6 protein-coding genes and 1 other RNA gene are annotated in these 14,341 nt (G+C 40.2%); 1 reads left to right on the forward strand and 6 read right to left on the reverse strand.

Annotated elements, in window-relative coordinates:
• Nucleotides 1-231 precede the first annotated feature (231 nt).
• The 3 genes from NYP69_RS02675 to NYP69_RS02685 all read right to left on the reverse strand — a co-directional run bounded on the left by NYP69_RS02675 (nt 232) and on the right by NYP69_RS02685 (nt 9,195).
• A complete protein-coding gene (locus NYP69_RS02675; RefSeq protein ID WP_473412912.1) occupies nt 232-6,018 on the reverse strand; it encodes a MiiA motif-containing surface protein in 5,787 nt (1,928 codons plus the stop codon).
• A gap of 184 nt (nt 6,019-6,202) precedes the next feature.
• A complete protein-coding gene (locus NYP69_RS02680) occupies nt 6,203-7,507 on the reverse strand; it encodes an MFS transporter (protein ID WP_032816638.1) in 1,305 nt (434 codons plus the stop codon).
• A gap of 560 nt (nt 7,508-8,067) precedes the next feature.
• On the reverse strand, nt 8,068-9,195 hold the full coding sequence (locus NYP69_RS02685; protein WP_473412913.1) for a hypothetical protein: 1,128 nt from the start codon (nt 9,193-9,195) through the stop codon (nt 8,068-8,070).
• A gap of 627 nt (nt 9,196-9,822) precedes the next feature.
• On the opposite strand from NYP69_RS02685, the gene NYP69_RS02690 reads away from it, so the two are divergent.
• Nucleotides 9,823-10,917 (forward strand): Panacea domain-containing protein, encoded by a 1,095-nt coding sequence (locus NYP69_RS02690; RefSeq protein WP_473410551.1) that lies wholly within the window; start codon nt 9,823-9,825, stop codon nt 10,915-10,917.
• Nucleotides 10,918-11,016: 99 nt separating this feature from the next.
• On the opposite strand, the gene ssrA is transcribed toward NYP69_RS02690, so the two are convergent.
• The 3 genes from ssrA to NYP69_RS02705 all read right to left on the reverse strand — a co-directional run bounded on the left by ssrA (nt 11,017) and on the right by NYP69_RS02705 (nt 14,175).
• Nucleotides 11,017-11,413, reverse strand: a transfer-messenger RNA (tmRNA) gene (gene ssrA, locus NYP69_RS02695).
• 155 nt (nt 11,414-11,568) lie between these two features.
• Nucleotides 11,569-13,251: an alpha-amylase gene (locus NYP69_RS02700; RefSeq protein ID WP_004132506.1), complete on the reverse strand. Its 1,683-nt coding sequence runs from the start codon at nt 13,249-13,251 to the stop codon at nt 11,569-11,571.
• A 240-nt stretch (nt 13,252-13,491) separates the two neighbouring features.
• Nucleotides 13,492-14,175 carry a Type 1 glutamine amidotransferase-like domain-containing protein gene (locus NYP69_RS02705; protein WP_004132507.1) on the reverse strand — a complete coding sequence of 228 codons (684 nt, stop codon included), beginning with the start codon at nt 14,173-14,175 and terminating at the stop codon, nt 13,492-13,494.
• Between the last annotated feature and the right edge of the window lie 166 nt (nt 14,176-14,341).

Genomic DNA, 14,341 nt, shown 5'->3' on the forward strand with positions numbered 1-14,341 from the left:
TAATATAACTTAAGATATAGTAAACATCTACAAGTTCCCATTTAATCGCAAATAAAATGACAAAATGCCTCACTTCGCAAAGTAAAGAAAAATGCAAAGTGAGGCACGTTTTTAATTAATTTAATTATTCTATTATTTAATACTGAGCAAACATACTGAATGCATTTAAGCCAACATTAAGAGGCTCTAAAGCTAGCCGATCTGCAATACCCAGACCAGCTAGCAAGTATTCTACTTATTGCTGTGACGATAAGCACCGCGACGCCTGCTGCCTAAAAGCGCAGCACCAGCAGCACTAATAGTTGCAGCAAGCAAGCCAAACACAGACACATTACTACCAGTATTACTAAGTTGATCAGCACGACCACTCTTCAAAACCTTAGAACGCACAGAAGCACGAACCTTGGCAGCATTAGACTTAGCATCAGCCAAAGCTTTACGAGCCATAGAAAGGTTGCGAACAGCAGCATCAACCTGAGCCTGAGTTGCATTAGGATCCGCAAGCACACGCTTAGCTTCCGCCAAAGCAGTATTCACAGTCGCCTGAGCCTTAGAAACTTGAACATCTGCCTGCTTAACAGCCTGGTTATTCTCAACAGAAGCATTCACATCAATAGAATTTGTGCCATTAGAAGTGTTATCAGCGTTGTTGCTAGAAGCGTTACCAGAGTTTGCGCCAGCATTATCGGCATTATTAGAACCAACGTTACCAGTCTGTGAATCAGACTCAGCATTCTGAATCTGAATATTCAACTCGCCCTTATCTGCAGTAGTAGGCGCATTATCATTCACACCAACACCAGATTCAGAACCAGTACCAGAGCCGCTATACTTATTCGCAATACTGTTCTTCGCAGCCTGAAGATCCTTCAACGCAGAATCAACTTGAGCCTGGGTAGCATTAGGATCCGCAAGCACACGATTAGCTTCCGCCAACGCCTTCTTATACACATCCAAATCATTAGGCTCACCAAGCGAGTATTCTAACGACTTGCTAAAGCGAGAATCATCATCAACTTCAGCTTGCAATACCGTCTTATTAACACCATTCAAAGCATCTTTAGCATTCTTCAGATTCTTTAACGAAGAATCAACAAGAGCCTGACGCTCTGATTGAGACTTACCAGCAAGATCTTTACTCTCGTCACCAGATCCAGCCAGTTTAGAAACAAGCTCCTTCGCATCTTGCAAAGCCTTATTATATTTTTGCTGCTTTTCAGCAGTATCATACACATACTTTACAGACTCTTTCACCCTATTCTCAAGAGCAATCTCAGCTTGCAAATCAGCAATATCAACACCATTCAATGCAGCTGCTGCGGTTTGAAGATGTTGAAGCGCAGTATCAACAGCAGTCTGCTTCTGATCAGGAGTCTTCATTGATTGAGCATTATTCGCATCAGCAAGAGCAGACTCAGCCTGCTGCAGAGCTGCACCAAACGCAGACTTCTTATCCTGAACAGCATTCGTATACTGTACGGACTTCTTCAAAGAATTAGCTTTGTTAACTTCAGCTTGCAACTTAGAAGTATCTACAGTTCCATTAAGAGCTCTAGAAGCAGTTTCAAGCTTAGTCTTAGCATCGTTGATTGCTTCCTTAGTCTTGCCCTGAGGATTATTCAAGATGTTTTGAGCAGCTTGCAAAGCCTTATCAAAATTATCTCGCTTATCTTTATCGGCGTTCTTATAAGCTACTTTAGACTTATTAATATTGGCATAATTAACAGCCTTCTGCAAAGCAGAGGTATCCTGACCGTCCAAACCAGTAACAGCATTTGTAAGAGCAGTGATAGCGTTAGTAATATCACCTGCTGTTGCACCAGCTTTCTCTACGATACCTTCTGCAGAGGTTATAGCATTGTCAAGAGCATCTTGCTTCTCCTTAGAAGCATTATTATAAGAAGCATCATTCTTCTTACCTTTTGCTTCTGTGAGTTTTGCTACCAATTGAGACTTATCATGACCATCAAGAGCATCAATCGCTTTGCTTAAATTATCTTTAGCATCATTAATAGACTGCTGTGAAGCATCTTTTTGGTCATAAACTCTCTTTGCATTAGACAGAGCAGTATCAAAATCATTCTTCTTATCATTAGAAGCATTCTCATACTTTGGATTCTTCTTCTTAGAAGAATCATCCTGGCCCTGCTTATTCTTGCCTTGCCATTCATAAGCTATCTCGATTTCATCCTGAAGCTTTGACTTGTCAACAGTATTACCACCGAGATCATTAACAGCTTTTTCAAGAGCTTTACTAATCTTGTCAACTTCATCAGCAGTCTTATTATCAGCAGAATCAGTCTTAACAAGATCTTCCGCAGCCTTTAACGCACTGTCAAAAGCAGTCTTCTTAGATGTATCATTGTACTTCTCAGACTTTTTAAGGTCTTCTTCCTGCTTCTTGACCAAATCAACAAGAGCCTTAAGATCTCCCATCTTTTTGTTAAGCTCTTTAGCCTTGGTAACAACATCAGTGATAGCAGTCTTAGCCTGATCAACAGTCTTCATATTCTCATTGGTCGGGTCAGTTTCAATATCATCAATCTCTGCTTTAAGCGCTTCCTTTTGAGCTTTGTTAAGATTGGTGAGATTATCTACTTCAGATTTAGCATCCTTCTTAGCTTTCTTTAGCTCGGCTTCCTCAAGAATACCCTCAACTTCTCGCAGATCTTTAGCACTGTCAATGCGACCGATTAAACCATTAGCTTCATCTTCAGTAAGATCACCTTTCTGCTTCAGCTCAGCAATCTTCTTCTTAGCAGCAGCTTTAGCATCAGCGGTATTGGCATTATCTAATATGGTTTCAACACTATCAAGATCTTTAGCGCTATCAATGTCACCCTGATACTTCTGCTTATCTCGTGCGTTGAGATTAGTCAACTCACCAATCTTCTTCTTAGCATCAGTCTTAGCCTTATCAAGACCTTCTTTATTACTGTTATCAGCAGCATTCTGATTCTGAGTAGCCTTTTCCGCAGCCTGTTGCTTTATAGTATTTATATCATTCTCATCAGCTGCATTCTGAATATTCTCAATAAACTGCTTCTTATCACCAGGCGTAAGATTTTTATAATCTTCACCATTGCGAATTTCATCAATAGCAGCCTGCTTTTTCTTCTCAAGCTCAGCATCCTTCTTGTCTTTTTCAGCTTGCTGATTAGAAGTATTCTCCTCTTGAGTAGCTTGCTGCTGCTTTTTGTCGACAGTACTATTATCAGTAGCTTGTTGAGTTTGAACAGCCTGCTTTTGCTGCTCTTCTTCCTTAGTCTGCTGATCATTCTTCTGCTTCTGATCCTCATCAGACTTCTTATTTTTAGCTTCATTAACTATGCGGTTAATCTCATCAGGATCAGTCTTACCCTTAAGCTTGTTCTTCAGTTCTTGCTTAGTTTTCTCATCTAAGCTACTAGTAGCATTCTCAATCTGCTTCTGAGCATCTTTCTTTTTCTTCTCATCTTTACCATGCTCATCAGCAGACTTAATAATATTGTCTACATCTCCTGGCTTAGCAATATTGTTGATATCGTTCTTATGATCTTCCTTAAACTTCTTAATCTCTTGATCATTCAAGCCATTTTTCTTAAGAATCTTGTCAATAAGATCATTAGCTTCATTCTTAAGTTCTTCAGGCTTAGGAGCGGCAGAATCTGAAACGAAGCAATCATCTGCAGAAAGCATAAAAGCAGTTTCCTGACCAAAGTTGCCATTCTTCTTAATCTCTATAGAACTACCTTGATATATTGAAACAATACCATTCTGACCAAAATTTCCATTGGATAACGTTAGATTTGAATCACTCTTGGTATGCCACTTATCTTTATAGTTGTAAAGTTGCATACCATTACCCTTATTATCGCCAGTAGCATTCAGCTTATCTAATAAACCGCTAGTGCCATTAATAAATTCATCAGTTATTGCGGTTTGTCCTTGATTAGCTTCCCAGTTATCTTGTACGAACTTGCGAACAAACTTATGCCAATCATCTGGAGTAAGCTTACTTTTATCTTTAACAGCAATCTTAGTGATATTATATTTGTAACCATTCCTGCTAGCGTTTTGCATCGTTGGCTTTTCTGGATTACCCTTTGTATACACCAACTCAGAATAGTCGAAAGTAGACGTTGAACCGTCATTAAACTTAACAGTCATAGTATGCGTATTATCATCAAATGTGATAGCGCTTTCATTATTATCTTTTAACTTGCTTTTAAGACCACTATTGGCTTCTAATATAGCTTGTCTAACTTTCTTCTGGTCTTCATCTTTTAAACTCTTAGCATTATCAACTGCTGTACGAGCTGGAAGCGTAATGTAAGTGGTCTCATTAAGCTTCTTCGCTTGATACACCATCTTGCTGCCATCGAGCTTATCAGTAGACTTATCAGTATAAGTGATAGTCACGTTGCCTTGAGTATCAACAGTAATAATGTTTTTAGTTTTAGCATCAGCAGCACTACTAGGGTTACCAATAGCATTCATGAAGTCAGCTTTAGTTTTATTCGCTTCATAAACTTTATTCACAAGTTCTGTTTGCTCACCTTGAGTCAATTGAGCTGGATTTCCAACAGCCATTGGAACTGGATAGTATGGCGTAAACTTATCCGCAAGCGAACGCTGCTTCTTTACAAGATACTTGCCTTCAAGCTTTTTAGTTGAAGGAGTACCAATCTTATCAGTGAAAGTAATAGTCGCATTGCCATTAGCATCAACAGTCAAATCTTTAATATGCTTACCAGTATTAGCTGCTAGAATAGCATCCTTTACAGCTTGTTTCTCTTCCTTGCTTAATTGAGAAGTATTTTTAACAGGAGTTAAATTGGTAGGATAGTTAATTTTCACCTTATCAGCAAAAGGAATATAGCGCTTAGTCAGATTCTCCTTAGAAATAGTATCCGTAGAGTTATCTTTATACGTTACCTTTGCACTGCCATCAGCATTAATAGTTACAGCCTTTTTGAAAGCCTCTTCAGTTTGAGTCTGTTCCATACCTTTAAGCTTGTTCAGCACATCGGTATTACTCTTATTAGCATCCCATAGCTTGCTGAGTATTTTATCTCGCTCAGACTTTGTTGGCTGTCCAAATGTAGCAATTTCTGTAGCCTGAGGATAATTAAGCTCTAATTCCTTGGAATAATCTGGCAAAGTCGGTGCAAGCTCAACCTTGCCAACGGTGTAATGCCAGTTACCCAGTACCTGATACACGCCACCAGCAAACTTCAAAGGTGTCTTTTTATCGTTCAGTTTAATAACGAAGCTAATCTTAGACTTTCTATTACCTCTACTCTCCCAGTTAATAATCAAAGCGCTAGTAGCTTCCTTATACTTCTTAGAAGTATCGAGAGTATCACCAGATTCGTCATAACCGCCAGCTTCACCGGTCATTCTTTCCCAGTTACTCTTAAATTCAGCACCTTGCGCTTTATTATTATCAAACCAGAAACGGCTTGCGGACTGATTCCAAGAATCCTTTGTATATGTTGCACCTGTCTGTTGAGAAGACAAACCACCAGTCAACTGTTCATGTTTGTACAAAGTAATGCTATCGTCTACAATTGTGACGTCCTTAGGCACGCTCGCCCACCAGAATGGTCTACCACCCCACCAATCGCCATTAGAATTAAACTGGTATTCAACCTTATAATATTGTCCGTAAGTTTTTCTGTCTGCCGTCTCCTTATTATCGTTTTGTTTATCATCGCATGGCACTAGTTTAATATCCACATACCTCTGCGCCTTTGTAGAAGAATCGCGATTCGCATACCTATAGCTACCATCAGGAAGATTAAAACCATTAGCCCAAGCTTGATGAGTTGGCAAACCAGCACCACAAGCAAGCAAGCTTGCTAACGTTGCAGTCACAGCAATCTTCGGTAAACGCGAAACAGCATACGACTTACATGCTTCTAAACGAGTTCCACTTATATCATTCGCCATTGAACGAAGTACACTCGGCTTCAAATACGCGTAATTCTTAGACACATGTAAAGCATTTTTAGCAGTTTGCGTTTTCTTAACCATTAGCAATCCTCACTGATAGATTTTCTCTTCCACTCGCTCTATATGCATAAATTCACATATTGTAAAAGAGCTTGTTAACAAAGCAGATGATACCCCCCCCCCATGCGGAAATTCAAGTATTATAGATAAAAACTACTATATGATTAAAGTCACAACTATATTGAATATTAAATATTACAAATAATCATTCGAGCGCAGCATAGCTAGTATTTGGTAATTGAGGCAAAACAACAAGCAATCCTGCTGTGAAAATCAGCGCGAGTATAGGCAAAAGCTGCCATTGGAACGTAGACGAGAATGCAAATCCAATCCAAGAACCAGTAGTAGCACCAATCGCAAACGCAAGGCGCGCCCAACCAGAAAACTTAGCGAGAGCACTTCCCTTAAACAGAATCTGACGCGCAACAATAATCGGCTCTACTAATAGCATTCCGCCAATCGCTTCAAGTAAGAATGCAAAGCACATTATTGGCAAAAGATTAGTAAACATAAAGCAATAAGCAGCTAAGCTCACAATAATGCCTAAAATTGCAACTTTTCTTAAACCGAGTTTTTGAGACGAGTGCGCATACAAAACGGATGCAAGCACGTTTCCTACACCAGTGAAAATATACAATATTGTTAAAGATTGAGAGCCATATTGCTTACCAAGACCTAGAAGAATATAAGAGACAGAGCATGCAGGAATAAAAGCAACCAAAAGAGATCCAGCAAGAAGCATGATTTTACTCTTTAGTAATGGATTCGCAGATTGCTTAACTGTGGATTTGTTGTCAACGTCATTTTCTTGCGATACTTGCGATACTTCTCCTTCTTCACTAATCGCTTGCGATTCATTCTCTACTTCTTGCAACTCTCCCTCTACTTCGTTAGATGCTTGCGCAATGTCTTGTTTCATAATAAATCGCGTAGCACAAGCCGCAAAAGAAGTGACGGACGAGAAAATCAAAACAGCAGGAATCGACCAGCTTGCAATCCACGAACCAAGCGGAGAGCCGAGCAAGGTTCCTGTAATACTTGCCAAAACGCTCACAATGCCGCTGTAGTTTACAATCATGCTGTCATCGCCGCCTGCAGCATCAACCTCGAAAACTTCGCTAGCAATATCAATCACTTGACCAGTAATCAGCAATGCGCAAGAAAGAGCCACCAGCGACCACTTCCACGCAGGAGAGCCAAGCATAAGAAGCGGTAGTAAACTAAGCACGCCTTCTACGCCTTCAGTCATTGCAAGAGCGCGAAAACCGCCAAGCTTATCAACAATCCAACCAGAGCATGGCGAAAGAAAATCGGCAACCGTCATAAAAGTCTTACGAAAACCAATCACCCAAGCCGGCAAGCCCACAATAATAATCGAAGGCAAAACCGAGCCTTCATACGCTTGATTGCCAAGCATAGAAAAACAGAAGCCAACCAAAGACCATCGCAATGCTGGACTAATAGATCTCATACGAATAAAAATATTATTCTTACTAAAAATTGACTTCACAGCAACCAACTCTCCCTTAAAGCTCTTGTAAAATCGCAAATCATAATGCAAGCTTCTGCAAATGCATAACTACTCGCAAATCACTATCAAACTTAAATAATTCACTACAAACTACACAAATCCAATAGCTTATTCTACAAATTTAGTAACACTATACTCTTGTTCAAGAAAAAACAACAAATAATAATACAAAATAACAAAAACGCTACAAAAAACAGTGGTTAGCTATAGACCAAAAAACAGTTTAGACAAAAAGTGAGGGTTATAGACCAAAAGTAAAAAACAAAAAGTGAAAAACAAAAAAGCTTTCGATTTTAAATGCCCCTAGTAGCAAACAAAACCGAAAGCAACACACTCAACACTCAAAACCCCGCAGCAGACGCCCTAACTCTGGGAAGAAAAGAAAATAATAGCAAACCAGAATTAAAACAAAAGTGCAAGAATCAAGAGCAAAACCAGTGTGGCATTTCCCTACAAAACACCACACCAGTCGTTAAGTGCAAACTCTAAAAGAGCATAAGCGCGCACTCACACACTTAGCATAAGTGCGCGCGCAATGCTTAGTGACGAGCCTTGCGAACAGCAGCACCCATGCCAGCAAGCATGGTGGCAGCCAAAGCGGTCAAAGTTACGCCAACACCAGTACCAGGCAACTTCTTACCGCCATCCTTCTTCTTCTCAACCACAGTGGTCTTAGCACCAGCAGCAGCATTAGCGCCAGCCTGGCCAGCATCCTGACCTGGCTTGCCTGGCTTTGCAGCACCTGGCTTACCTGGCTGAACTGTTGTAGATGGAACAAAGTTGGTGCCATACTTGTAGTCAGTAGAAAGAGGAGCCAAAGAAGCTGGAGTTGGATACGTAGAAACATCAGCCTTAGAAGCCTGAGCATTCTTGTAAGCACCAGCATATTCGCTCAAAGCCTTATTGAACTTAGTAGCAGCCTCATTGAAAGCCTTATCTGCATCAGCAAACTTGGTCTTTGCAGCAGCCAAAGCTTCCTTAGCCTCATTGATTACCTTCTTCAAGCTCTCAACTTCAGCATTGTAAGCACGAGAACCCTTATCCTTAGCATTCTCATCCTGGTAATCCTTAAGAGCACGCTGAGCAGCCTTTAAGTTATTCTCAGCCTCATGCTTAGCGTTGAAAGCAGCATCAGCCTCAGCAAAAGCCTTATCCTTAGCTTCCTGAGCCTTACCCAAGTTTTCCTTAGCTTCATCCAACTTAGCAAGAGCAACACGCTTTGCATCCTTAGAAGGCTCAACTTTTGGAGTTGCAGCGTTTACAGCATCCTCAGCAGTCTTTACAGCCTCAAGTGCAGCCTTGTATGTGGCAAGCTTTTCACGATAGGTATTTGCCTTAGTAGCTGCATCATCTTTAGAATCATCAGCCTTCTTGACAACCTCACCTTTATCATTGAGCTTGTAGTCAGCCTTGTTCAAAAGATCACCATTTTCATCTACAATAGTTGCAGCAGCCTTGGCGTTCGTCTTTTCATTTTCGGCAGTATCAGCATCATCATAAGCCTTCTTCAAAGCTGCCTTCAAAGTCTTAAGAGCAAACGAATCATCCTTAGCTTCATCAGTACTGACAGTACGTGGAACAGCAGCGAATGCTGGGGTTGCCATTGCGAAGCCGGCAAGCAAAGTTGCGCCAGCAGCGAAAGCGGCGATAGCCTTCTTATTCATCATTTTATTTCCTTTCTTCTTCTCCCCCATTCACATCGCAGAAAACCCGCGATAGATCGGGGAAAATCTAAAACACGCGTTCGCGCATTTCCACCAACGGTTATCCACCGTGTGATGTTGCTATTAACATACCCCCCCCCCGTTTGAAAAAGTCAAGCCTCAGCCACACATGCCAAACCGAAAAAAATGATGTTATACACAAACTAATCCACAATTAAGGCCACTATTGCCGTAAAATTTGATGATAAACAACACTTAAACCGTAAAAATACGCATTTCAAGGTTTTTGAAGAATTTTCCCAGGTTTTTTTAAGAAAAGGATTTTCGGGTGTGTCGCGTCGCTTGCGAGGCCTAAGCGCTCAGGCAGGTCATGTCGTTCTCGCGTTACAGCGCGCGAACGTCTTCGCCGCATGTAAAGTCCACTGGACTTTACATTTGAGCCAAATCACGCTTTGAATGAGCTTGAAATGCGTTATGCAATTTCAAGTTCAGTCAAAACGCCCATGCAAGTCGATTCGCGACACGCCGCCAGTTTGTACCATACGCAACTCGTATGGTAACGTTTTCGCAAAATAAAAACCATTACCCCACCAATAGTCATATCTTTTCAACGGTGAAAGGAATACTAAAATGTCTACAATCAAACGCGTAGCATACGCAATACTACACAATTACGGAAAAATGAGCCACGAAAGACTAGAACTACTCACATACTACTGTCAAGCACAATACTTATCCACAACAAGCATACAATTATTCCCCAACTCATTCCAAGCATGGAAAAACGGGCCAGTATGCCTAGAACTATTTAACATATGCTACCTAACACAAGACGAAGTAAGCGAAAACAATATTATCTTCAGCCCAATCGAACTATACAAAACATTTAACCGCTCCCAACTACGCGTAGTATACGCTGTTTGCGAAGCGTTAAAAAACTACGCTACACAAGACTTAGCCGCCAGAGCGCGCAGTGAACTACCATGGGTTGACGCTAGAAGAGGCGTTGACACTAACAACGCATGCGATACTGAACTATCACATAAAATCATCCACGACTATTACGCGAAAAACCCTGTAATTGCCGAGGGGCGCGCGAACACAAGAAGTAGAAGCGTTGAAAACGCTATACGCCGTCTAAGAGACGCGCATCTTAAAAAATGCAAGCAAGCAGAAAAAGAAAAACTAGAAGCACAAAATCAAGCTCACGCGGTTAATAATCATTGTAAAGAACTCATAGACGCTGAAAACATGGTCATGCGTAAAATCAGCATGCTAAACGAGTTCAAAAACATGTCGGATAATAATATTAAAACTCGAGCACGCATGATAGCTAGAAGCCTAGGAAAACAATTATGCGAATACGAGAAGAACGAGATTAAACGCCAAAACTGTCAACATAACCTAGAAGCAGTAAAACAACAAAACACGACTCAAAACACGAGTACAAACAGTGCAAACACTGCAAACAACACAAACACTACGACTGGCTCTAGCAGCACTAATGCAGCCAGCAAAAACACTGCAACTAACGCAAACGTAGATAAGACTGGTAAAAAAGCTAAAACCAGCACAAACACTATGACTGGCGAAAAAGCTGCAGCCAGCAAAAAATCCAAAACTGGTGAAAAATCCAAGACTGGTGGAAAAACCAATACTAACGGAAAGAGTGAAGCCAACAGAAAAGACGAAGCTAGCGGAAAAGTCCGCAAAAAACGAAGCTAGTTAACGCATTTTGCGCGACTTTACAGCAATTCATGATATGTTAAACAATAGAACAACAACAAAAAAAACGCCACTGTTTGAGCAGTGGCGTTATTGCGTTTGTGGAGTCGCGGGGAATTGAACCCCGGTCCGGAAACCGTACCCTCGGTCTTCTACGTGCGTAGTCTGCTGGCCATTCGGCAGTTTTTCTGCCCCCATGTTATCGCAGACAATTCATGGCGAGCATATCTACAGTAAAAGTCCCTGAACTACCCTGCAGCTCGGCAATTCAAGCAAGTCTTCTAATGACGTTTAGCACCACTCCGAAGACGTGAGTGGGTAAACGGAGCAGCTGCTCACTGGTTAATTCTGGCGCGAAGCTCAGGCAGCGAGAGCGAACTCAGTGCGATTAGATTTAGCACTTATTCTTTTGCGAAAGGACGTTTACGAGTGGACTTTCGCATTCTCGGCACGCTTCCCCGCGGCGAACAGATCACCGTCGAAACCGATCGACCCCTTTTGATTTATCAAACTATCATTTAAATACTGGCATAAAGCCAGAATAATCATTATAAATAAACGTTTTAACAGAGTCAACCTGTTTTAGAATATTGATTTATTTCAGAATCACTTAAAGCTCAACTAAAGCTCACCTAAAGATTTATTCCAGAATCACTTACCTTCAGTCTCACCTGTTTTAACACCATCACTATTGCCTTTAGCAAGCTTCTTCGATTTTTCAACAAATCTTCTATTAACAACAAACGCACAAATTGACACAGAAAACACGCAAATAAATATTGTAACGTTTCTAACTCTAGCGTTTCCAAGGCTTTTTACAGCATTAACATGAAGAGCAACAGCAGATTCCGCATCAATAGTGGTCTCTACTTTGCCGCCACTAACGCTCACAGTTTTATTGCAATATTTAGACTCATAAACATTGCAATATTCGCCATCTGGCAAGTCGGTTTTATAACTCACTTTTTGAGGCTTTTCCGTGTTGTTAATCGCAAGAAAACCCTTGTTTCCTCGGCTAAACGCAACGTTATTATCGTCATCATCTTGCCAATTAGCAACCTTAGTGCCCCTAACGGCGTTGTAGAACCCAATCATTCCGCGAATCGAAGTTAGCCTTTGCGTGCATTGCCACTTAGAATCCTTTGCACAACTCACGTCAGGAATCGAAGTCTGCGTAGATCCAGGCGCTCCCTCATCTCGTTTTGTAAACTCATAACCCGAAAACACATTTGGAGTTCCGTACGGGTATGCCAACATAAACGCGTTTGCAAGCTCATATTTTTTGCCATCTTTATACGTCAAAACTCTGCTTGCATTATCTCGCTCAGTATCCCAATTCGTAACGAAAATCGCAGCTTTTTTGCTTGGAATCAGCTTATCTGTAATATGTTTAAGATTCTCAATAGACCCATAAAAATAGTTTCTAAGCCTATAGGAGTACTCAAATTCGTTCACTTCACCAGTTTGCAGATACTGGTCTGGCTGAATTCTAGGGTCTTGCTCTGGGAACCCTATTGTTTCTTGCATCCACCAAATCTTATCTTGCGTTGTGCCAGCAGCCTCTGCAGCCGCAGCTTTTATGCCTTTTACATCTTGCGGAGACATGTGTTTTGCTGCATCAACTCTAAACCCAGCAACTCCAAGCTTTAGCATATGCGTAAAGTACTCTCCCAAAGTTTTTTGCACATGAGGATTAGAAGTGTCTAAATCCAACAGACCAACAAGTCGATGCGTCCAAACGATTTCTGCTTTTCTATACGTGTTTATATCTTCTGTTGACTTGTGAAAATCATCTTTTGTGTACCCTGCATCTGGGAACGATTGATTTGCAGCATCATATTTGCTTCCACCAACGCCAAGTGTGTCTTTGTTTGCAAAACCAGTTGTGTGGTTTATTACTGCATCTGCAATAATTCCAACACCCGAAGCTTTGCAAGTTGTAATCATCTTTTTAAACTCGTCTTCTGTGCCGAGTTTTGAATTTAGCTTATAGCTTACAGGTTGATAACTTGTCCACCATTGATCGCCCTTAATATGATCTTGCGGAGGTGAAACTTGCACGTATTTTACGCCCTCTGGGCCGTACGTTTTTTTGCATTCCTTGGCTATGCTTTTCCAATTTTGCTGGAATGCTGTTACGATTACGCCTTTTTCTGTAATTTTTTGAGATGATTTTACGCCAGCACTTGCAATCGCTGGGCTGCTTGCGACTACTGCTCCCGCCAAAATAGTAGCAGCACAAGATGTTATAGCCGCAACTCTTGCCAACACAAACTTTAACTTTACAAGCGCCTTTTTATTGAAGCTCGTAAATACTTCTATGCCGTGGATCATCGTTGTTCCTTTCTGCAAGAATTGCGGCTTTGCTTTGTTCTTACTTCACTCCTTATATATAGGACTATATTAGGACTATATTAGGCTCATCTATTCCCATTCTTCTTTTCCAAACGTACGATATATCCCAAACCATTCAAAATACTATGTTCTATTTTTTCTAATCTCACTAAATCCATCTAATTATAGGACGTTTTCAAATTTTTAGTCCCGTCTCAGTCCCAGTATCGGAGAATTTTTTTAAAATAAAACTTCTTTACTCAAACCTTTATCACTCCAAGAAAGTTTATATGCGTTCTTATTATGGTTAGATTTAATAACATTGATCTCGTAATTATCCCAAATAACTGCTACTTGATTCTCTATTGCTATAGCATCTGCTATCTGTCCAGAATAGAATTCATCAAAACCTACTCTTTCTGGCTCATCATAATGAGGACAATGTAAATAAGGAATAATGCCTAAGCCTTTAACCCATTTATGTTTTGGGTTTTCTACATCTTCTATAAATTCACTATCACTATGACCTGCAATAAACCAACATATAGAGCCTGCACTTAAGCCTGAGAGTATCTTTCCGCTTTTATAAGCTTTAATTAGTGCCTTATCTACAGAATATTTTCTCCAAACTTGCATCATATAAGCAGTATTTCCACCACCAACATAAATTATGTCTGCATTTTCTATCTTTTGATTAACCTCTTCCTTGTTTACTTTTGCGTTAGATAAATACAATGTATCAGTTTTACATCCCAAGCTCTCATATAAATTACTTATGGTTTCTATATAAGCATCAGCATCTTTACTCGCTGTAGGAATAAATAAAAAATGCGGGTTTTCTTTATTTGATGACTCAACAATAAATTTATCTATATCGTACGTTTGATTTTGATATACTTCTCCTCCTCCAATTGCTATAATCATAAATTTCCTCCTATGTTTAAAATCTGTTTCTTTAGTAAAAATCTTAAAATCCTTATATTTAAATAACTAACCAAATCCCCAATATAACAATTAAGATTTTCAAAAATTCTTATATAACATCCGTACTTACAACTTTAATACTACATAGCTTTGCAAATTAAATAAG

The sequence above is a fragment of the Gardnerella sp. c17Ua_118 genome (assembly GCF_055804255.1).

Excerpts from the sequence above, each read along its gene's own strand:
- NYP69_RS02705 (WP_004132507.1), bottom strand. The coding sequence starts at position 14,175 with ATGATTATAGCAATTGGAGGAGGAGAAGTATATCAAAATCAAACGTAC.
- NYP69_RS02675 (WP_473412912.1), bottom strand. The coding sequence starts at position 6,018 with ATGGTTAAGAAAACGCAAACTGCTAAAAATGCTTTACATGTGTCTAAG.
- NYP69_RS02700 (WP_004132506.1), bottom strand. The coding sequence starts at position 13,251 with ATGATCCACGGCATAGAAGTATTTACGAGCTTCAATAAAAAGGCGCTT.
- NYP69_RS02685 (WP_473412913.1), bottom strand. The coding sequence starts at position 9,195 with ATGATGAATAAGAAGGCTATCGCCGCTTTCGCTGCTGGCGCAACTTTG.
- NYP69_RS02690 (WP_473410551.1), top strand. The coding sequence starts at position 9,823 with ATGTCTACAATCAAACGCGTAGCATACGCAATACTACACAATTACGGA.